Consider the following 19912-nt stretch of genomic DNA (forward strand, 5'->3'; position numbering starts at 1 on the left):
GATAACGATGCAATCGAAGAGGGAATTTTCGATGCTTACCAACTCAATAGCACGATTTATATTGTTTTCAGGAATGTCTCCTTTCCTGCTTAGCGGCTGCTTCGATGGATCCAGTAGCTCTTCCCGCCAGCCAGATCTTGAACTCACCAGTCTGTCCAGTGCGCCGGACCAGGTCAGTGGTGACGATGTCCTGATCGGCCTTGAAGGCGACTCTGCCACGATCGCTGCGGAAAGGGACAATCTGGAACTCTGGCTCAATGATGCCAAAGTCAGCCCGGAGATCAGGGAAGGGCGAAACGGCCCGGAAATTCTCGTAACAGGTCTTTCAGAAGGTGCAAACCGGCTGGAACTGCACCATGTTGAATATGGCCCGCTGAGCGATCTTACGCTGGATGTTCACCCAATAACCGGGCCGATTTTCTCGGGGCCTCAACAGTATCCGTTTGTCTGTACGGTAACCACAGAGCTGGGCAAGCAGCCCATTGTGGATACTGGAGGCAATACTGGCTTCCCGGTGATGGATGGCGGTGATAACCAGATTGGTTTGAGTAAAGACTGCTCGATCGACTCTTATGTAACCTTTGTCTATCGCACAACCGGCGATAACTGGGCGCCCTTACCTAGTGATGGTACTCGGCCTGCGGATATGGCTACCACAGAGCTCACCGATGGTCGCATCGTCGATTTTGTTGTGCGGCAAGAGCGGGGCACCATTAATCGGTTTATCTACAGCTTTGCCACACTGGCATCCGTGGGAGACGAGGCCGATGACGCCGCCACGGAAAACTGGAACGGGCGTCTGTTGTTTCATTTTGAAGGTGGCGTTGCCATCGGGCACACCCAGGGCAGCATCAGTGGTCGGGCCCTTGAGGCGGAAGTGCTTAAGAAAGGCTACGCGGTTATCTACTCTTCCGGCACTCGCACCAACACCCACTATAACCTTCAGGTAGGTGGTGAAACGGCACTGATGGTGAAAGAGCATTTCATCAAGCGCTTTGGTGTGCCCGAGTATACCGTTGCCATTGGCGGATCCGGTGGCGGTATCCAGCAGTACGTCTATTCCCAGAACCATCCTGATCTTCTGGACGCTGGTGTGCCTCAGTACTCCTATCCGGATATGGTGACCCAGATCATTCACATTGGCGACTGTGAACTGCTGGAGTACTACATGGACGTTACTGATAAAGACAACGCCAAGTGGCAGACAACCAGGAACCGGAGTTGGCTGGTGGGGCTGAATGCCACCGATGCTTACGCCGACCCGTTTGCAGGTGCAAAGCAAATGCTGGGATACAGCACGGCACCGGGTATGACCGAGTGCATCCCGGCGTGGCGCGGTCTGACTCCATTGGTGATGAATCCATTGTTCGGAAATGCCCGCAACCAGGAGCTGATGCAGCCTGCTGGTGTGATGGATGGCGTGCAGTGGACTCACTATGACGATCTGAGAAATATCTACGGCCTTGACGAAAACGGTGACCCCCGAACCCTGTTCGACAATGTTGGCGTGCAGTATGGCCTTGGAGCGCTGCGCGACAGCAACATATCCAAAGCCGAGTTCCTGAAGCTGAACGCTCAGATTGGTGGCTGGAAACAGCCCTCTGAAATGGTGCAAGAGGGCTTTCCGTTCGTTGGTTCACTTGCGGATGTCCAGATGGACCCCAGCAAATTCGATCCCTGGAGTTCCCGCAACATGAATCTCAGCCCGGATGGCACATTGCCGGCGCCACGCGCCGAGGGCGATTTGTTGGCGATTCAGGCCGCCTATGATTCCGGTATGGTCTTCGATGGGCAACTCAATATGCCTGTCATAGATTGGCGTCACTATCTCGAGGAGGTGCTGGACATGCACAACAGTCATCAGTCTTTCTCGGTTCGCCAGCGCATCATCAACAAAATGGGAGGTGCCGGCAATCAGGTGATCTGGTTTACCGATACCCGACCGACGGATGTCTCGGACCCGGGCGAGCCAGAGCCGCGGGAGGAGTCAAACCCGACATGGGCGGCATTGGACGTTCTGCATGAGTGGCTGATGAATATTCGCGCGAACCCGGGGCAGAGTATTGCTGAGAACAGACCTGCTGCAGCGGTGGATACCTGCTATGAAACCGATGGCACGGTTATAGCGGCAGGAGAGGATGTCTGGAATGGTATTCTTGATGCCGAAGCTGAAGGCGCCTGTACCGCAAGGTTCGAGACTTACACTACGTCGAGAATAGTGGCGGGCGGGCCGATTGAAGGCAGTGTGTTCAAGTGCAGTCTGAAGCCGGTTGCCGCCGCATTGACAGACAACACCTATGGCACTGTTTCATTCACTGACGCCGAAGTTGTCAGGTTGAACGAGATTTTCCCTGATGGTGTCTGCGATTACAGTCAGCCGGATCAGGGACGCCCCGCTGGTTGAGCGTCGGGCTTTTAGCGAAAGAGTCAGGCTGACTCTTTCGCTATCTTTGCACCGCTACTTGGTGCATTTTCTTCAGACAGGCCGCCAAAACGACGATAAAAACCCGGTGTAGGGCCGGGCAGTGGCCCTGAAGCATTTTCCAGCAGACTTGTCAGGAGCTCATCAGAGCGGCTATATATCGCCCGGTAGAGATTGCGGCACAGTTGTTTTGCGCTGCGTCCTTCCCAGTCGCCCGGTAACAGTTCGTCTGGCAGCAAGGGGTCTCGCAGCAGTATTTTGCGATATTCGTGAATCAGCAGAATGCGCGCGGTAACACAGTCTTCCGGGGAGAGGTTGTCGTTGGTGCTGAGTTCTCGCCACAGTGGCCGAAATTTTTCCAGAAAACGTTTATAACGAAAACCCAGTTCGTCCAGGTTCCAGCTTTCCCTGACCTGTCTGCGCAGAGCTCTCGGGCTACGTTGCTCCAGTGGCTGGGTCTGCATAACGATGGTGTCTTCCAGCGCGCCCCATTCCTGAAGCAGCGGCACCAGTTCATGGCGCGTGAAACGCGGATGTTCCATAACGCCCGCTGCCATGCTGCCAAAGCTCAGCCATTTCAACTCTTCACGCACTTTGGCCCGGGTTTCCGGTTCCAGCTGGTTGAGAAACACCAGGCACCAGCTGCCGTTCCAATCGTCGGTGCCGAGCGTGTATACATGCTCAAATGCCTGCTGAAAGCGCCTCAGGCCCACACCGGTAACGCTGTAATAGCTGCAGCGGCCCACCTTTTCCGTTTGCAGCCAGCTTTCCTGAACCAGCCGGTAGACAGACGTACGGACCAGCCGCTCGCTCACGCCCATGGGGGTCAGGAGCTTCATCAGGCTACCCAGCCAGACGTTTCCGCCGCGCGGGTGGATGATGTCGCCGTAGGTTGTAATGATCAGCGACCCGGCCCGTAGAGGGCGCTTTTGCTGGAAGTCCTGGATCAGGCTCTCGAGTTGTTGTTTTGCAGACATGGTTCTCTTTTCCCTTACAAGGCGTTCCGGCGCTCATTATCGTCGATACAGGCTTCGGGTAAAGCTGCCTCCAGTCAGTGCGAGCAATTACAGCTTTTATGCACAAACCTGCGGCTGCCGGAGCGGGTCGGGTGTTCACGAGAAAATGTCAAAAAGGCACTTATGTACTAATACATTGGTATGGATTGCTGTAAAAGTTGTGTGCCTGGACGCTGTCCTCAGTTGACACCGGTTTAGTGATACAATATTTTCCATTGATATCCGTCAACGGTATCGTATTATTGGCGTGGCGGATAGCCAGTAATGGTTGTAATAGATGAACGTCTGTCATACCAAACTGAAAACAGGGCCTTGCGAAGATATACGTGATACGGAAAGTGTCATTTTGGCAGGCAAAACGTTCTGTTTTCGGAAATTCGGGGGCCTATAAAACCAAAATGCCCTGACCACACTTGGGAGAACAACAAAAATGTTCAAAAATATCACGCGTCGTGCAAGTAAGTTTGCGGCCATTGCAGCGGCCGGCTTGCTGGCCATGAACGTTCAGGCAGCTGAGCCCATTCGTATTGGATCGTTTCTTGCAGTTACCGGGCCTGCCTCTTTTCTGGGCGATCCTGAGCTGAAAACCCTTGAAATGTATGTAGAAAAGATCAACGAGGAAGGCGGTGTACTGGGTCGTCAACTTGAGCTTATTCATTATGATGACGCGGGCAACGCGTCCAAAGCCCGTAACTTTGCAAGTCGCCTGATCCGCTCTGACCGAGTGGATATTATTGTAGGTGGCAGTACCACGGGTGCCACCATGGCGGCAGCGCCGATGGTTGAGCAGGCGGGTGTTCCTTTCATTTCTCTGGCGGGTGCGGTTGTTATCACTGATCCGGTTAAAAAGTGGGTTTTCAAAACTCCGCAAACGGATCGTATGGCGGCAGAGCGTGTGTTGACTGATATGAAAGAGCGCGGTCTGACCAAAGTTGGCCTGATCTCGGGTACCGGAGGTTTTGGCAGTTCAGGTCGGGAGCAAACTCTTGCAGCTGCCAGCGCAATGGGTGGAATCGAGATTGTTGCTGACGAAACCTACGGCGGTTCTGATACTGACATGACTGCTCAGCTCACCAACATTCGCGGCACCGACGGTGTGCAGACCATTCTTAACTTCGGTTTTGGCCAGGGACCGGCTATCGTTACCCGTAACTACGCCCAGCTGGGTATTGAGCTGCCATTCTACCAGTCCCACGGTGTCGCCTCTGACGGCTTCCTGGAGCTGGCGGGCAGTAGTGCTGATGGCCTGAGATTGCCTGCTTCCCCCCTGCTGGTACCAGAGTCGCTGCCAGCGGATGATCCACAAAAGCCGGTGGTTGAGGCTTACAAAACCGAGTACGAAGCGCGCTGGGACTCCAAGGTGTCTACCTTCGGTGCCTATGCCTATGACGGCCTGATGCTGGCGGTTGAAGCTATCGAGAAAGCGGGCAGCACAGACAAAGCCGCAGTACGTGATGCGCTTGAGAGCATTCAGGGTCACGTAGGTGTTACGGGTACTTTTAATATGTCACCCGAAGACCACAACGGCCTGGAAGCTGAATCCTTCCGCATCCTGGAAGTTCAGGATGGCAGCTGGAAGTTGATCAACTAAGCCTATTCTTATCCGTACCACAGGTAACCAGTTGTCCGTAAAGGATGGCTGGTTGCCGCTGCGCGAGCGGACCCGATTATGTTTTCTGAATTCCTGCAGTACCTGTTTACCGGTATCACCATTGGTGCCACCTACGCCCTGATCGCTTTGGGCTTTACCCTGATTTATAACGCCAGCCACGTTATTAACTTTGCCCAGGGCGAGTTCCTGATGATTGGCGGTATGGCGACCGTATCTTTGACAGCCATGGGCGTGCCCATGCTGCTCGCGATTGTGCTTGCTGTAGTTCTTGCCGGTGTGTTGGGCGTTGCCCTTCAGCGCCTGGCGATCGCGCCCGCGAAAAACGCGGATGTGGTTACGCTGATCATTATTACCATCGGTGCGTCCATTTTTATTCGCGGCCTGGCGCAGCTGGTGTGGGGCAAGGAATACCATGTAATGCCTAACTTCAGCAGCGACGAGCCAATACAGATTTTTGGAGCCGTGCTTAACAGCCAGAGCCTGTGGGTGCTGGGTGTTGGTGCGGTGCTCGTAGCAGTGCTGGTGTACTTCTTTACCCGCACGCTGACCGGCAAGGCGATTCTTGCTACCTCCATGAACAAGGATGCCGCTCGCCTGGTGGGCATTCGTACCCAGGTAGTGCTGATGCTGGCATTCATGGTGTCTGCATTGCTGGGCTCCGTAGCCGGTATCGTAGTAGCGCCGATTACCTTTACCTCTTACGACATAGGTATCATCCTCGGTCTTAAAGGCTTTGTGGCAGCGGCCATTGGCGGCCTGGGCAGCGGTATGGGTGCCGTAGTCGGTGGCTTGGCACTTGGCGTGGTGGAAGCCATGGCTGCAGGTTACCTGTCGTCTGACTACAAGGATGCTGTGGCGTTCTCGATGATCCTTGTGGTGCTGTTCTTCATGCCCAGGGGCCTGTTTGGCGCCAAAGTTGTGGAGCGGGTGTGATGATGGCCCGACTGTCGCAATTCCGTCTCAAAGGCCTGGTGTTTATGGCCATCGTGGTGTTTGCCGTACCGCTGTTCATCTCCAACCCGTTTCACTATGGCCTGGCCACGCAAATCGCGCTGATTGCCGGTGCGGTTGTTGGCCTTAACCTGCTTGTGGGTTTCGCCGGCCAGATCAGCCTTGGCCACGCGGGCTTTTTCGGTATGGGTGCTTACTTCAGCGCCATCATGACCAGCAACTATGGTTGGTCTGCCATTCCTGCTCTGATTGTGGGGGCTGTTGGCGTTGCAATCATTGCGTGGGCAGTTGGCCGCCCGATTCTGCGTTTGAAAGGCCATTATCTTTCGATGGCCACCCTCGCGGTGGGATTCATTATCGCGATCATTCTGAACAACGAACGGGCAATAACAGGCGGGCCGGACGGCATGCCAGTGCCTGCGTTTGACGTGTTTGGTTGGGAGCTAAGCCCGTTCGGACAATATTCCCTGTTTGGCATGGACATCAGCGGTGATCTCGCTTGGTATCTGTTTGCGGGTGTCGTGCTTCTGGCTGCCGTCTGGCTGGCCCAGAACCTGATTGATTCGCCTATTGGCCGAGCCTTGCGTTCCGTTCACGGCTCGGAAGTTGCGGCCAGTGTGGTGGGTGTAAACACCGCGAAGTACAAGAGCCTGGTGTTCGTGATTTCAGCGGTATACGCCAGCGTGATGGGTGCGCTTTACGGGCACTTCCAGGGTTTTATTACGCCTTCTGTAGCAAGTTTCGACTTTTCCATCCTGTTGATCACCATGGTGGTTCTGGGCGGTATGGGCTCGACGATCGGGGTGATTATTGGCGCTGTGGTGCTGGAACTGTTGCCGCAACTGCTGGCTGATTTTCAGGAGATGGAAATGGTCTTGTTTGGTCTGATTCTGATGCTGACCATGATTTTCATGCCCAAGGGTCTGTTGCCAACCGCCGCAAACCTGCTGGCAAAACGACGCTCGAAGTCTGCCGGAGGTGACGCATGACCGCTCTGGTGGAAGTCAATAATCTGTCCAAGGCGTTTGGCGGTGTGCACGCCGTTGAAGGCGTAAGTTTCTCGGTGGATGCTGGCCAGGTGTACTCGGTTATTGGCCCTAACGGTGCCGGTAAAACCACGCTGTTCAACCTGATCACAGGCCTGTACACGCCCACCAGCGGTGAGGTGAAGTTGAATGGCGAAAGTATCGCGAAACTCGAGCCCAACCAGTTGGCTGAGCGGGGCATGTGCCGAACGTTTCAGCAGATGCAGATCTGTATGAACATGACGGCCATTGAAAACGTGATGCTGGGTCGGCACCTGACCCTGAAAAGCAATCTGCTGACCACACTGTTCCGCTTGCCAGCGCTCACCCGTGGTGAAAAAGCCGCGCGTGAGAAATCCGCTGAACTGATGGAGTTTGTGGGGTGTGGAGAGTACCTCGATACCGAAGCTTCGGCCATGTCGTATGGCGCGCTTAAACGTCTGGAAATTGCCCGTGCACTGGCCGCAGAGCCCAAGGTCGTGTTGCTGGATGAGCCGGCAGCTGGCCTGAACGCTGTTGAGACCGCTGCACTGGAAGAACTGATCCGCAAGATTGCCGAGCAGGGCATTACCGTGATGCTGGTAGAGCATGACATGAAGCTGGTGATGGGTATTTCCGACCGCTTGCTGGTGCTTAACTACGGGCGAGTACTGGCGGAAGGTACGCCGGAACAGATTCGTGAAAACCCGGACGTGATTGCAGCCTATCTGGGCGGTTAAACGGAGCGAGGAATAACCATAATGACACAGACACCGACCAACGTTGCGCCTGAAGACAGTTACAGCCTGCAAGCCATCAGCACCATTGTTCAGGAACATCAGGCCCTCTGGCGCATACTGGATCTGCTGGATCAGCTCCAGCACGACATGAACATCAACGAGCAGCGGCCTGATGAAACGCTGTTCAGCACGATCTTCGATTACGTGCAGCATTTTGCCCGGAGAGTACACAGCTCTCCCGACGAGATAGTGCTGTACCGAGTTCTGGGGGAAAAGTCGCCGGAAACCAAGCCGCTGCTGGACAAGCTGGCGCATGGTTACGTGATTGGCGATGAAAAGATTAACGAGTTGCGCCATCTTTTAATGGTGTGCATGGAACAATGGCCCGATGGTCGGGAAGACTTCAGTCACGCGCTGGCAAGGTTTACCGAGGCCTTACGCAAACACATCAAGAAAGAAGAAGGCGTGATCATTCCCCGGGCGCGCAAGCTCCTGAATGAAGACGATTGGCGCCTGATTACGGAATCCCGGGACCAGTCCAACGATCCGTTGTTTGGTGAGCGGGTGCGGGACGAATTCCGCGAGCTACGCCATCGCATTGTGAGTTATACCCCGGAACGTCTGGGCGGCCTGGGGCTGCACCACGTGCCGCGAAGATCTGCACAGCGCGCCACAGAGGAAATGCTCTCCATCAAGGGCCTGAAAACCTCCTATGGCCAGATTGAAGCGCTTCACGGCGTTGATATCCGTATCAACAGCGGCGAAATTGTTTCTTTGGTGGGTGCCAACGGTGCGGGCAAGTCGACGTTGCTGATGACGATTTCGGGCCTGCAGCCGACAGACAGCGGCAGTATTAACTTTGAGGGCAAAGACCTGCTGAAAATGAGCACGGATCAGCGGGTTGCCAATGGCATTGTGCAGGTACCCGAAGGCCGGCAGGTGTTCAAGGATCTGAGCGTTGAAGACAACTTGCTGTTGGGCGCCTACACTCGTGGGCGCAGCCCGGAAGTGGAAGGCGATATTGAGCGCATGTATGAGAAATTCCCCATACTGCGGCAGAAGCGTCGAAACCTGGCGGGTGAGCTGTCCGGTGGGCAGCAACAGATGCTGGCCATGGGCCGCGCGCTGATGGCAAAGCCCAGACTGTTGCTGCTGGACGAGCCGAGCATGGGGCTGGCGCCGCTGATCATTGAAGAGATTTTCAATATCGTCAAAGAGCTCAAAAACGAAGGCATGACCATCTTTCTGGTGGAACAGAACGCCTCCCAGGCGCTTGCACTTGCTGATCGTGGTTACGTGCTGGAGACAGGCCGGGTGGTCATAGAAGGCTCGGGTCGTGAGCTGCTGAGTAACGAGAAAGTACGTGAGGCGTATCTGGGTATGTGATGTGACAGGTACAAAAAAACCGCCAGAGCGTGAAGCTGCTGGCGGTTTTTTTATGGCCGGAAGAATTATTCCGGCTTCTTGGCAACCAGAGTCAGAATATCGTAGCTGGCAACCAGCTCGTCTTCCTGATTGGTGACCTGCACATCCCAAACAACCACGCCTTGCGGGTGGCCGTCCGGAGATGTGCGGCCCTGATCGATCTTGCGCTTGCAGGTCAGGCGGGCGCGAATGGTATCGCCCGGTGCTACCGGCTCAATGAAACGCAGCGTGTCCAGGCCGTAGTTCGCCAGTACCGGGCCTTCGGCCGGATGCACGAACATACCGGCTGCTGCAGACAGCACGAAATAGCCGTGTGCAATGCGTTTGCCGAACTGGCTGTTCCTGGCTGCAATCTCATCAAAGTGCATGTAGAAATGATCGCCAGACAGGCAGCCGAAATTCACCAGATCTGCTTCAGTGACGGTACGGCGATGGGTCAGTAGTGACTGGCCGATCTGCAGGTCTTCGAAGTGATAGCGGAACGGGTGTATGTCGTTCTCTATAACCTTCGCCCCACGAATGTACTCGCCGGTAACGGCGGCCAGCATGGTGGGCGAGCCTTGAATGGCTGTGCGCTGCAGGTAATGGAACACCGCGCGGATGCCGCCAAGCTCTTCACCACCACCAGCGCGCCCCGGGCCACCGTGCTTGAGCATCGGCAGGGGAGAGCCGTGGCCGGTGGACTCTTTTGCCGCTTCCGCATCCAGCAAGTGCAGGCGGCCGTGGTAGGCAGCCAGCGCCGGTGCCAGTTTGGCAATCGTGACCGGGTCGCGGGTGGTTACTGTGGTAACCAGCGAACCGCGGCCCTTGGCGACCAGCTCAACCGCTTCGTCCAGAGTGTTGTAGGGAATAACCGTGGCAACCGGGCCAAAGGCCTCTATGTCGTGAGCGCCACAGCCATTTTCGGGGTTACGGCACAGCAGCAGGTGCGGCTCAATGAACGCGCCTTTTTCCGTGCCTTCTCCGGTAGGCTTGAAGCTGCCGTCGCCGCCGATAATCAGTTCACTGGTTTTCAGCAGTTCCTGAATGTTGGCTTTGACGTCTTCCAGCTGATCGATCGATGCCAGAGCGCCCATGCGTACGCCTTCGACCGAAGGATCGCCGATGGTGATTTTTGATAGCCGCTCTTTGAGCTTGTCGCACACCGCCTGCACGTGTTCCTGAGGCACCATTACCCGGCGAATTGCGGTACATTTCTGCCCGGCTTTTGCCACCATTTCGCGGCCAACTTCCCGTACAAACAGATCAAACTCTTCGTGTTCCGGTGTTACATCCGGCGCAAGAACCGCACTGTTTAGCGAGTCAGCTTCGGCATTGAACGGAATGGAGCGGTTGATAATGTTGGGGTGAACACGCAGCATGCGAGCGGTTTTGGCCGAGCCGGTAAACGTAACCACATCCTGCTCTTCCAGATGCTCGAACAGATCGCCGGTGCTACCAATGATCAACTGCAGACTGCCTTCTGGCAGAGCGCCGGATTCGTGCATCAGGCGCACGGCCAGTTCGGTGACGTAGCAGGTGGACGTCGCAGGCTTCACAATGGAGGGCATGCCCGCCAAGAATGTGGGCGCAAACTTTTCCAGCATGCCCCACACCGGGAAGTTGTAAGCGTCGATATGTACGGCTACACCGCCACGGGGCACCATAATGTGGGTGCCGGCGAAGTGGTTGTTCTTGCCAAGCGGCGTTACCGGGCCTTCGTGTACCACGTTGCCGGATGGCAGTTCGCGGCGGCCCATGCTGGCGTAGGAAAACAGCGTGCCGAAGCCGCCATCGATATCAATACCGTTATCCGCTTTGCTGGAACCGGTGTGCATCGAGAGGGCGTAGAGCTCTTTTTTGTGCTCCTGCAGGTACATCGCCATGGCTTTCAGGGCCAGGGCGCGTTCCTGAAAATCCATGGCCAGCAAGGTTTTCCCGCCGACCTTGCGGCCGTATTCAACGGCCTTTTTGAAATCCAGAGTATCGTTGTGGGTGTGTGCAACGATCTCGCCGTTAATGGCGCTGGGCAGCGCTTTTGCCTGCTGCCCGCCAATCCATTCACCGGCAATAAAACTCTTGAGAACTGACATGTACAAAAACTCCAGAATGTCTATTCGTCGTAGTCGAGAGTGACCTTGTCACTGACGGGGTAGCACTGGCACGACAACACGTAGCCTGCGTCCACTTCGTAGTCTTCCAGGGCAAAGTTCTGATCCATCTCCACTTCGCCTTCCACGACCTTGGCGCGGCAGGTGGAGCACACGCCGGCTTTGCAGGAGTAGGGAAGATCGGCACCTTCGGCGTTACCGGCATCAAGGATGCTTTTGGTGTCGCGTACAAGATCGAAGGTCAACGAGCGGCCATCAGCTTTCACCGTCACAACGCTGACAGCTTGCGGATCGATTTTGGTCTCTGCGCGGTCTTTGCGTGCTTGGGGCACACCGCCGGCGGGCGTAAAGAGTTCAAAGTGAACTTTTGACTTGTCGAGGCCGTGGCGCTCCAGTGAATCACGCACGGTTTCGGTCAGCATCTGGGGGCCACAGAGAAATGCGCCAGTCAGGTTCTTGGCGTCAATCCAGTGATCAAACAGCTGGTCACATTTCTTACCATCAATGCGACCGTTGTACAGGTCTATGTCCTGCTCCTCCCGGGTGAAGATATACACCAGGTTGAAGCGGGTCATGTATTCGTTTTTCAGATCCTGCAGCTGATCCCGGAACATGGTGCTGCTGGTGCCCTTGTTACCGTAGAACAGGGTGAACTGGCTCTTGGGCTCGGTTTCCAGCGTGGTTTTGATGATGGACAGGATCGGTGTGATGCCACTGCCTGCGGCAACCGCCAGATAGTTGCCTTCACGTTCGGGGTCCAGATCAATGGAGAAATGACCTTGCGGCGGCATAACGTCCAACGTGGAGCCAGGCTTCAGTTGCTCGTTGGCAAAGCTGGAAAATACGCCACCGGGCACACGCTTGATGGCGATGCGCAGCTCTTGGTCATTAACGCTTGAGCAAATGGAGTAGGTACGGCGCACTTCTTCGCCGTCCACCTGGGTGCGCACCACAAGGTGCTGACCTTGCTTGTACTTGAATTTTTCCGCCACATCGGCGGGCAGGTCAAAGCACAGGGATACGGCGTTTCTTGTTTCCGGCCTGACCTCTTTGAGGGCCAGTGAGTAGAATTTATTCATGATCGTATCGGCTCTATATGCATTTGAAGTAGTCGAAAGGTTCACGGCAATCAAGGCAACGATAAAGCGCCTTGCAAGCAGTAGAGCCAAATTCGCTGAGACGCTCGCTGTTCTCGCTGCCGCAAAGTGGGCAAGCAATCACTTCATCGGCGCCCAGAAGGCTCATTTTGCTGGCACTGCCCTGGGGCGGTGCTATGCCAAAAGCCCGGAGTTTTTCCCGGCCTTCCCCGGTTATCCAGTCTGTGGTCCAGGCCGGCGTTAGTACGCGATTGATTTGCGGGTCGCGAATGCCGGCTGCGCGCAGGGCCTCCTCGATCAGCTCTTCAATCAGCTCGGTTGCGGGGCAGCCGGAGTAGGTGGGTGTTACATCCACGCTCAGGTGTTTGCCATCCCAGCTCAGGCTGCGAACGATGCCCAGCTCCACTACGCTGACCGCAGGGACTTCCGGATCTTTGACGTTATCCAGCAAGGCCCAGATGGCGTCTTCTGTCAGCAGTTCCGGATGGGCGTTGGACGGTACCCGGTCGCTGGCAATCAGTACGTCTACAGACGATGGTTCACGTTCATTCACCGGAAGTCTCCCCTGTGTTAATCAGACCGGTTTACCAGGTGGTCGCATCCGGGTAGGCGCGAGGCAGGAACTGCATCACGGCCAGGATGTGCCCCAGGTGTTCGGTGTGCTCGCCGCGTTTGCCGCCCATGTACATCCAGGCGTCTTCCTCGCCGGTTGTCAAGGTGGCCTGTGCTGCGACTTCGCGGACCATGCCGAACCAGTCCTGCTTCAATTGCTCAGGGTCAGGGCCAATGCCTGCCTTGAACATGGCGTGGTCGATTTCATCCGGAGTTACCAGCTCACCGGTGAAGCGCCATAACAGGTTGAAGGCATCCTGAATGCGACGGTGGCTTTCCTCGGTGCCGTCACCCATGCGCTTCACCCATTCGGAAGAGCGGCGCAGGTGATAGGTCGCCTCTTTAACGGCCTTGGCTGCAATATTGGCAACACGCTCATCGCTGGCGTTCACCAGGCTTTTCATTGTGAAGTAGTGCCACACATCGAAGAAAAACTGGCGAGCCATGGTGACGGCGTAGTCGTCATTCGGCTGCTCCACCATCAGCAGGTTGCGATAGTCGTGAGCATCCCGCAGAAAGACCAGTTTGTCGGCGTCGCGGCCGTCGTCGATCAGTTCGGCGGCGTACTCGTACCAGTTGCGGGCCTGGCCCACCAGGTCGAGCGCCACGTTCATCACTGCCAGTTCTTCTTCAACAGCCGGGGCCTTGCCCGTCAATTCGCTGAGACGCTGGCCCAGAATCATGTCGGAGTCCGCCAGGCGTAGCAGGTATTCCTGTAAAACTTGTTGCTGTGTCATGGGTCGCTCCTTACATGTGCCCGACTTCGTCAGGCAGCTTGTAGAACGAAGCGTGCCGGTAAACCTTGTCTTCAGATGGATCGAACAAAATTTCTTTCTCGTCCGATGCGGAGGCTGTGATGGTTTCAGACGGAACCACCCAGATGCTCACCCCTTCGTTACGACGGGTGTACAGCTCGCGGGCGTTTTCCATGGCCATCTCATTGTCGGCCGCGTGCACGCTACCCACGTGCTTGTGGTTAAGGCCGTGCTTGCTGCGAACGAAAACTTCGTAAAGGCGCCATTCTGACATTGTCATTTCTCCTGTTTACGCGGCTTTGGCTGCGCGCTGTTTTTGTTTTGCGGCGTAGGCAACGGCGGCTTCCCGTACCCATGCGCCTTCGTCAATTGCTTTGCGGCGAGTGGAAATCCGCTCATGGTTGCAGGGGCCATCGCCCTTTAGCACGTCGTAGAACTCTTTCCAGTTGATCTCACCGAAATCATAGTGGCCGCTTTCCTCGTTCCACTTCAGATCCGGGTCAGGCACTGTGCAGCCCAGGAATTCGAGCTGTGGAATGGTTTGATCAATGAACATCTGGCGCAGCTCGTCGTTACTCTTGCGTTTGATCTTCCAGACCATGGACTGTTGGGAGTTCGGGGACTCGTCATCGTGCGGGCCGAACATCATCAGCGCCGGCCACCACAGGCGGTTAATGGCGTCCTGCACCATATCCTTCTGTTCCTGGGTGCCTTCGCGCATCATGTCCAGCAGGATTTGATAGCCTTGGCGCTGGTGAAAGCTCTCTTCCTTGCAGATGCGAACCATGGCGCGGGAGTAGGGGCCATAAGATGTGCGTTGCAGAACCACCTGGTTCACGATAGCCGCGCCATCAACCAGCCAGCCTACTGCACCCATATCCGCCCAGTTCAGGGTCGGGTAGTTGAAGATGCTCGAGTACTTGGCTTTGCCGTCGTGCAGCTTCTGGATTTCCTCGTCGCGATCAGCGCCCAGAGTTTCCATGGCGCTATACAGGTACAGGCCATGGCCGGCTTCGTCCTGAATCTTGGCCATCAGCTGCAGCTTGCGCTTGAGCGTAGGTGCGCGGGTGACCCAGTTGCCTTCCGGCAGCATGCCGACGATTTCCGAGTGGGCGTGCTGGGAAATCTGGCGAACCAGCGTTTTCCGATAGCCGTCGGGCATCCAGTTCTTGGCTTCGATTTTGGTTTCGGCGTCTACCTTTTCCTGGAAGTCCCTTTCTTCGGGAGACATCTCTTCCAGGGTCTTGAGGCGCTTTGTACCGGTATCAACCATCTGTGCGTACATAACTCTCTCCGAATCTGACTTGTTTTGGTCTGCTGTCTGTATACGGCAGTGCACCGCGACGAATCGCAGGCTATGACTTCATACTATATGATACTGAATAAATATCAAGGAATCGTATTTTGTATCATGTTCGTGTTGTAAGACTTTTGTCGGACGATTAACCTGTTGAAAAACAACAGCTAACAGTTTCCGATTAATGATTGCTTTGGGTTTGGTCAAACACCAAGAAAAAATAAATGACCGGGTGGCGTGCACCACCCGATCACGTGTTTCATTCCTTGCGACGGTCAAATACGTGCTTCGCTTTGCCTTCTGAGCGGCTCAGAGTGCCTGTGTCATGCACCTCGACGGTGGTGCTTATGCCGATGTAAGACTTGATATGATGCCCCAGCTCTTTGGCGGCGTTTTCCTTGATGTTTTCGCCTTCTGCACCCGCTTTCAGTTCGACCCGAACATCAACGCAGTCCAGGTTGCCCTTTTTATAAATCACGATTTCATAGTGAGGCGCCAGGGCTCGGCACTTCAGTACCTGTTCTTCAATCTGGGTGGGGAATACGTTGACGCCACGGATAATCAGCATGTCGTCGCTGCGACCGGTGATCTTGTCGATGCGGCGCATGGGGCGCGCCGTGCCCGGTAGCAGGCGGGTCAGATCACGGGTGCGATAACGCAATACCGGCATGGCCACTTTGGTTAGGGAGGTGAACACAAGCTCGCCGTACTCGCCATCTGGCAGCACTTCGCCAGTTTCCGGATTGATGATTTCCGGATAGAAATGGTCTTCCCAGATAGTCGGGCCATCTTTGGTCTCCAGACACTCCATGCCAACGCCAGGACCCATAACTTCCGAAAGGCCGTAGATATCAAGCGCCTGGATGTCGAGACGGTCCTCCAGCTCTGTGCGCATTTCGTTAGTCCAGGGCTCGGCCCCGAAAATGCCCAGACGCAGTGGCAGCTTTTTGGGGTCAATGCCCTGGCGGTCTATTTCATCCGCAATGTTCAGCATGTAGGAGGGCGTGACCATGATGATGTCGGGCTCAAAATCCTTGATCAGCTGTACCTGTTTCTCGGTCTGGCCACCCGACATGGGGATAACGGTACAGCCGAGGCGCTCGGCACCGTAGTGGGCACCGAGACCGCCGGTGAACAGGCCATAACCATAAGCAATATGAATCTTGTCCCCGGCGCTGCCGCCGCCGGCGCGGATGGAACGCGCGACTATGTCGGCCCAGGTTTCGATATCACTCTGGGTGTAGCCCACGACGGTGGGTTTGCCGGTGGTGCCGCTGGATGCGTGTACCCGGACGACTTTTTTCATGGGTACTGCAAACATGTTAAACGGGTAGTTTTCCCGCAGATCGTCTTTGCCGGTAAAGGGAATCTTGGCGATGTCTTCCAGGCTGTTGATGTCCATCGGCTTCAGGCCAATGGCGTCAAACGCTTTGCGGTAATGCGGCACGTTGGTATAAGCATGCCAAACGCTCCAGCGCAGGCGTTGCAGCTGCTCATGGCGCAGTTCGTCCACGCTGGCCGTTTCCATCCGGTCGAGTTTTCCGAGTTTATGCATGGGTAGATTCATGGTTGCTTCCTGTCTTGTTCTTGTCGCTCCGGTTTGCAGCCGGGCAAGTTTCAGTTCGTGTTACCGGCTCGGGATTGCCCAGGCCGCTTCAATCACCCTTCAATCACTCTGCGCTGTCGACGCGCTCGATAATCAGCGCAATGCCCTGACCTACACCGATGCACATGGTGCATAGCGCATAACGGGCGCTTTGGCCATTCTGGTGACGGCGCTCCAGCTCATTCAGCGCGGTGGTGACCAGGCGTGCCCCACTCATGCCCAGAGGGTGGCCCAGAGCAATGGCGCCACCGTTCGGGTTTACGTGTTCGGCGTCATCTGGCAGGCCCAGATCGCGCAGTACGGCCAGTGCCTGGGCGGCGAAGGCTTCGTTAAGCTCGATCACGTCCATATCGGCCAGTTCAAGGCCTGCGGTTTTCAACACTTTGCGAGTAGCTGGCGCGGGGCCCATGCCCATGATGCGCGGCTCAACACCGGCAGTGGCCATGGCGACAACCCGGGCGCGGGGCTTCAGATTGTGCTGCTTCAGGGCATCGCCGCTGGCCAGTAACAGGGCGCAGGCGCCGTCGTTTACGCCGGACGCGTTGCCCGCGGTGACGCTGCCGTTTTCACGGAAGGGTGTCCCCAGGCTCGAGAGTTTTTCCAGACTGGTTTCCCGGGGGTGTTCATCGGTATCAACAACGAGCGGATCCTGCTTGCGGCGGGGCACGCTTACCGGCACGATTTCATTATCAAAACGGCCCGCTTTCTGAGCTGCAGCGGTGCGTTGCTGGCTGCGCAAGGCGAAAGCATCCTGATCTTCACGGGAAATACTGAAGTCAGCGGCGACGTTCTCGGCTGTCTCGGGCATTGAATCAATGCCGTACTGCTTTTTCAGCAACGGGTTAACGAAGCGCCAGCCGATGGTGGTGTCGAACATTTCGGCTTTACGGCTGAAAGCGGAATCGGCCTTGCCCATCACGAAAGGTGCGCGTGACATGGATTCCACTCCACCTGCCAGCATCAGGCCGGCTTCACCCGTGCGCAAAGCGCGGGCAGCGCTGCCGATGGCGTCCATACCGGAACCGCACAGGCGGTTTATGGTCGCGCCCGGAACATCAATCGGTAAACCTGCCAGCAGCAATGACATACGAGCTACGTCGCGGTTGTCTTCGCCGGCCTGGTTGGCGCAGCCGTAGAGCACGTCGTCGATAGCTGTCCAGTCCAGTTCACTGTGGCGTTCTTTCAGTGCCTTCATGGGGATGGCGCCAAGGTCGTCGGCGCGTACGTTTGCCAGAGTCCCACCGTAGCGACCAATGGGTGTGCGTACCGCGTCAACTATGTAGGCATCGTGCAGGCGTTTTTCGTTGCTCATTGATCATTCTCCGACTGGATAACTTCGCCGCGAACCTGATAGGACTTACCGCGAAACAGGGCTATTACATGGCCGTTCTGGTTGGTGACAGTAATGTCGTACACACCGGTGCGGTTGCCTCGGGACTGTTCGACCGCGTTGGCTGTGAGTAGATCGCCCTCACGGGCACCGAGCATGTATTCAATGGAGCAGCCGGACGCCACCGTGGCTTTGTTGTAGCTATTGCAGGCGAAGGCAAAGGCCGAATCTGCCAGGGTGAACAGGTAGCCACCATGGCAGGAGCCGTGACCTTGAATCATGATGCTGGTGACCGGCATGGTGACCGTAGCCTTGCCAGGGGATACGTGGGTAATTTTCATGCCCAGATTGCGGCTGGCTTGATCCCGGTCGTACATGGATTGGGCGCAGTCCTGTGCCAGTTTTTGCGCATCGGGGGCGTGGTGTTCGTTGCTCATGAGTAGAACCCTTTTTCAGCAAACCGGTTTTTCCGCAACAGCAAAGCTGGCCGATAGCGGTCTTCGCCGTAGCTTTGTTGAATGTTTGTCAACACCGTGTGTACGAGGCCCAAGCCGAGACTGTCACTCCAGCGCAGCGGACCTTCCGGGTAGTTAAGACCAGCCTTCATGGCAAGATCTATGTCGCTGACAGACGCCACTCCTTGGAGGGCCGCGTCCGCAGCTTCATTGGCCAGTGTCGCAACGGTGCGCATAACCACCAGACCCGGGCGGTCGGCGATCTGGCTTACGGCAATGCCGGCTTTTTGCAGCAGGGCACAAGCGTCGTTTGTAGCTTGTGAAGACGCCTGATCGGCAGAAGCGACAGCGAGGCGGCTGGCGTTGGCATAGTCAAATGCCAGGTCCAGAAGAATCAGATTGTTGCAGGCTTCAGCTGCTGCGCGTTCGGTGGCCAAGCGGCCGTCGGTCAGTGCAAGCACAGCCTCGCCAAACTGCAGGCGGCCGGGGCCGTCCCGTTCGATGATCTTGAGCCCGCTTTCGCTCAGGCGGGCAACAAGTGCGGCCAGCGGGCCCGGGTTGCCTTCCACAATCAATGTGTCTGCACCACTGTGCATGGATTCGACGGTGGCAGGCTCCGGCTTTTGCGAGCCCTCGGCATAGTTGTAAAAGCCCCGGCCACTCTTGCGGCCCAGGCGGCCAGCTTCAACCAGTTCTTTTTGCACCAGAGAAGGCAAAAAGCGGGTGTCCTGGTAGTAGGAATTGAAAACCGAGGAGGTCACTGCATAGTTTACGTCGTGGCCAATAAGGTCGGTCAGTTCGAACGGCCCCATACGAAAGCCCCCGGCTTCACGCACGATGGCGTCCAGGGTCGCGCTGTCTGTTGTCTGTTCCTGCAGCAGGCGCAGACTTTCAGCGTAAAAAGGCCGTGCTACCCGGTTAACAATAAAGCCGGGTGTTGAAGTGGCAGTAACCGGTTTTTTGCCCCACTGGGCTGCCGTTGCGTATACGCGCTTTGCGATCTCGTCGTTGGTGGCCAGGCCTTTGATAACCTCTACCAGCGCCATCAATGGCGCAGGGTTAAAGAAATGCATGCCCACAAGGCGCCCGGGGTGCTTCATCTGGGCGCCCAGAGCTGTCACGGATATGGAAGAGGTGTTGGTGGCCAGAATGGTGCTGTCCCCGCACACTTCCTCGAGGTCCGCCAGCAGGCTGCGCTTGATGTCGAGATCTTCAACGATGGCTTCGATCACCAAACCGGCTTTTGCAAGCTCGCTGAGTTCCTTGACTGGCTTGATGCGACCCAGAAGAGCGTCGAGCGCTGGCTGATCCATCTTTCCTTTATCAACCCGGCGTTGCAGCTGTTTGGCAATACCCTGCCGGCCAGTTTCAGCCGCGCCGTCTCGCTGATCGAGTAGAAAAACCTCATGGCCCGCCTGTGCCGCTACCTGGGCAATGCCGGAACCCATGGCGCCGGCGCCGATAACGGCAACGGGTGTACCGGTAGCAAGTGCTTGCATT

17 protein-coding genes and 1 pseudogene are annotated in these 19912 nt (G+C 56.2%); 7 read left to right on the plus strand and 11 right to left on the minus strand.

Features of this window, described 5'->3' with window-relative positions; genetic code table 11:
• Positions 1-31 precede the first annotated feature (31 nt).
• Positions 32-2404 (plus strand): DUF6351 family protein, encoded by a 2373-nt coding sequence (locus tag FFI90_RS13725; RefSeq protein WP_222120522.1) that lies wholly within the window; start codon positions 32-34, stop codon positions 2402-2404.
• A 23-nt stretch (positions 2405-2427) separates the two neighbouring features.
• Here FFI90_RS13725 and paaX read toward each other — a convergent pair whose 3' ends face one another.
• The gene (paaX, locus tag FFI90_RS13730; RefSeq protein WP_144778625.1) at positions 2428-3399 is read right to left on the minus strand and encodes a phenylacetic acid degradation operon negative regulatory protein PaaX; all 972 of its coding nucleotides are present in this window, start codon (positions 3397-3399) and stop codon (positions 2428-2430) included.
• Between the two features lie 469 nt (positions 3400-3868).
• On the opposite strand from paaX, the gene FFI90_RS13735 reads away from it, so the two are divergent.
• The 6 genes and pseudogenes from FFI90_RS13735 (at position 3869) to FFI90_RS20350 (ending at position 9131) form a co-directional block, all read left to right on the plus strand.
• Positions 3869-5029, plus strand: coding sequence for an ABC transporter substrate-binding protein (locus tag FFI90_RS13735; RefSeq protein WP_144778626.1), 1161 nt, complete (start codon positions 3869-3871; stop codon positions 5027-5029).
• A 78-nt stretch (positions 5030-5107) separates the two neighbouring features.
• Positions 5108-5983 (plus strand): branched-chain amino acid ABC transporter permease, encoded by an 876-nt coding sequence (locus tag FFI90_RS13740; RefSeq protein ID WP_144778627.1) that lies wholly within the window; start codon positions 5108-5110, stop codon positions 5981-5983.
• On the plus strand, positions 5983-6990 hold the full coding sequence (locus FFI90_RS13745; RefSeq protein WP_144778628.1) for a branched-chain amino acid ABC transporter permease: 1008 nt from the start codon (positions 5983-5985) through the stop codon (positions 6988-6990). Before FFI90_RS13740 ends, FFI90_RS13745 begins: the two co-directional genes overlap by 1 nt.
• Positions 6987-7745 (plus strand): ABC transporter ATP-binding protein, encoded by a 759-nt coding sequence (locus FFI90_RS13750; RefSeq protein ID WP_144778629.1) that lies wholly within the window; start codon positions 6987-6989, stop codon positions 7743-7745. Before FFI90_RS13745 ends, FFI90_RS13750 begins: the two co-directional genes overlap by 4 nt.
• 21 nt (positions 7746-7766) lie before the next feature.
• Positions 7767-8216 (plus strand): annotated as a pseudogene (locus FFI90_RS20345) (hemerythrin domain-containing protein); the annotation flags it as partial.
• A gap of 210 nt (positions 8217-8426) precedes the next feature.
• Entirely contained in the window at positions 8427-9131 is a 705-nt protein-coding gene (locus FFI90_RS20350; protein ID WP_246123596.1) for an ABC transporter ATP-binding protein, read from the plus strand.
• A 65-nt stretch (positions 9132-9196) separates the two neighbouring features.
• Here FFI90_RS20350 and paaZ read toward each other — a convergent pair whose 3' ends face one another.
• The 10 genes from paaZ to paaH form a co-directional block, all read right to left on the minus strand.
• Positions 9197-11242 (minus strand): phenylacetic acid degradation bifunctional protein PaaZ, encoded by a 2046-nt coding sequence (paaZ, locus tag FFI90_RS13760; RefSeq protein WP_144778631.1) that lies wholly within the window; start codon positions 11240-11242, stop codon positions 9197-9199.
• Positions 11243-11262: 20 nt separating this feature from the next.
• Positions 11263-12339, minus strand: coding sequence for a 1,2-phenylacetyl-CoA epoxidase subunit PaaE (gene paaE / locus FFI90_RS13765; protein WP_144778632.1), 1077 nt, complete (start codon positions 12337-12339; stop codon positions 11263-11265).
• Positions 12340-12352: 13 nt separating this feature from the next.
• Positions 12353-12910: a 1,2-phenylacetyl-CoA epoxidase subunit PaaD gene (gene paaD / locus FFI90_RS13770; RefSeq protein WP_144778633.1), complete on the minus strand. Its 558-nt coding sequence runs from the start codon at positions 12908-12910 to the stop codon at positions 12353-12355.
• Positions 12911-12941: 31 nt separating this feature from the next.
• Positions 12942-13706 (minus strand): 1,2-phenylacetyl-CoA epoxidase subunit PaaC, encoded by a 765-nt coding sequence (gene paaC / locus FFI90_RS13775; RefSeq protein WP_144778634.1) that lies wholly within the window; start codon positions 13704-13706, stop codon positions 12942-12944.
• A 10-nt stretch (positions 13707-13716) separates the two neighbouring features.
• Entirely contained in the window at positions 13717-13998 is a 282-nt protein-coding gene (paaB, locus tag FFI90_RS13780) for a 1,2-phenylacetyl-CoA epoxidase subunit PaaB (RefSeq protein WP_071267358.1), read from the minus strand.
• Between the two features lie 15 nt (positions 13999-14013).
• A complete protein-coding gene (paaA, locus tag FFI90_RS13785; RefSeq protein ID WP_144778635.1) occupies positions 14014-15009 on the minus strand; it encodes a 1,2-phenylacetyl-CoA epoxidase subunit PaaA in 996 nt (331 codons plus the stop codon).
• Between the two features lie 271 nt (positions 15010-15280).
• Entirely contained in the window at positions 15281-16588 is a 1308-nt protein-coding gene (gene paaK, locus FFI90_RS13790) for a phenylacetate--CoA ligase PaaK (protein ID WP_144778636.1), read from the minus strand.
• A 103-nt stretch (positions 16589-16691) separates the two neighbouring features.
• Positions 16692-17939 (minus strand): 3-oxoadipyl-CoA thiolase, encoded by a 1248-nt coding sequence (gene pcaF, locus FFI90_RS13795; RefSeq protein WP_144778637.1) that lies wholly within the window; start codon positions 17937-17939, stop codon positions 16692-16694.
• Positions 17936-18394 (minus strand): hydroxyphenylacetyl-CoA thioesterase PaaI, encoded by a 459-nt coding sequence (gene paaI / locus FFI90_RS13800; RefSeq protein ID WP_144778638.1) that lies wholly within the window; start codon positions 18392-18394, stop codon positions 17936-17938. The genes pcaF and paaI overlap by 4 nt, the downstream gene beginning before the upstream one ends.
• On the minus strand, positions 18391-19911 hold the full coding sequence (gene paaH / locus FFI90_RS13805; protein ID WP_144778639.1) for a 3-hydroxyacyl-CoA dehydrogenase PaaH: 1521 nt from the start codon (positions 19909-19911) through the stop codon (positions 18391-18393). Before paaH ends, paaI begins: the two co-directional genes overlap by 4 nt.
• Position 19912 lies beyond the last annotated feature (1 nt).

The organism is Marinobacter maritimus (assembly GCF_007671675.1).
In the GTDB taxonomy this organism is placed as follows: domain Bacteria; phylum Pseudomonadota; class Gammaproteobacteria; order Pseudomonadales; family Oleiphilaceae; genus Marinobacter; species Marinobacter maritimus.

What these genes read in the sequence shown, in the direction of transcription:
- FFI90_RS13740 (WP_144778627.1), top strand. Translation starts at nt 5,108, where the DNA reads ATGTTTTCTGAATTCCTGCAGTACCTGTTTACCGGTATCACCATTGGT.
- FFI90_RS13745 (WP_144778628.1), top strand. Translation starts at nt 5,983, where the DNA reads ATGATGGCCCGACTGTCGCAATTCCGTCTCAAAGGCCTGGTGTTTATG.
- pcaF (WP_144778637.1), bottom strand. Translation starts at nt 17,939, where the DNA reads ATGAGCAACGAAAAACGCCTGCACGATGCCTACATAGTTGACGCGGTA.
- paaB (WP_071267358.1), bottom strand. Translation starts at nt 13,998, where the DNA reads ATGTCAGAATGGCGCCTTTACGAAGTTTTCGTTCGCAGCAAGCACGGC.
- paaA (WP_144778635.1), bottom strand. Translation starts at nt 15,009, where the DNA reads ATGTACGCACAGATGGTTGATACCGGTACAAAGCGCCTCAAGACCCTG.
- paaK (WP_144778636.1), bottom strand. Translation starts at nt 16,588, where the DNA reads ATGAATCTACCCATGCATAAACTCGGAAAACTCGACCGGATGGAAACG.
- FFI90_RS13735 (WP_144778626.1), top strand. Translation starts at nt 3,869, where the DNA reads ATGTTCAAAAATATCACGCGTCGTGCAAGTAAGTTTGCGGCCATTGCA.
- paaC (WP_144778634.1), bottom strand. Translation starts at nt 13,706, where the DNA reads ATGACACAGCAACAAGTTTTACAGGAATACCTGCTACGCCTGGCGGAC.
- FFI90_RS13725 (WP_222120522.1), top strand. Translation starts at nt 32, where the DNA reads ATGCTTACCAACTCAATAGCACGATTTATATTGTTTTCAGGAATGTCT.
- paaX (WP_144778625.1), bottom strand. Translation starts at nt 3,399, where the DNA reads ATGTCTGCAAAACAACAACTCGAGAGCCTGATCCAGGACTTCCAGCAA.
- paaI (WP_144778638.1), bottom strand. Translation starts at nt 18,394, where the DNA reads ATGAGCAACGAACACCACGCCCCCGATGCGCAAAAACTGGCACAGGAC.
- FFI90_RS20350 (WP_246123596.1), top strand. Translation starts at nt 8,427, where the DNA reads ATGCTCTCCATCAAGGGCCTGAAAACCTCCTATGGCCAGATTGAAGCG.
- paaE (WP_144778632.1), bottom strand. Translation starts at nt 12,339, where the DNA reads ATGAATAAATTCTACTCACTGGCCCTCAAAGAGGTCAGGCCGGAAACA.
- paaZ (WP_144778631.1), bottom strand. Translation starts at nt 11,242, where the DNA reads ATGTCAGTTCTCAAGAGTTTTATTGCCGGTGAATGGATTGGCGGGCAG.
- paaH (WP_144778639.1), bottom strand. Translation starts at nt 19,911, where the DNA reads ATGCAAGCACTTGCTACCGGTACACCCGTTGCCGTTATCGGCGCCGGC.
- FFI90_RS13750 (WP_144778629.1), top strand. Translation starts at nt 6,987, where the DNA reads ATGACCGCTCTGGTGGAAGTCAATAATCTGTCCAAGGCGTTTGGCGGT.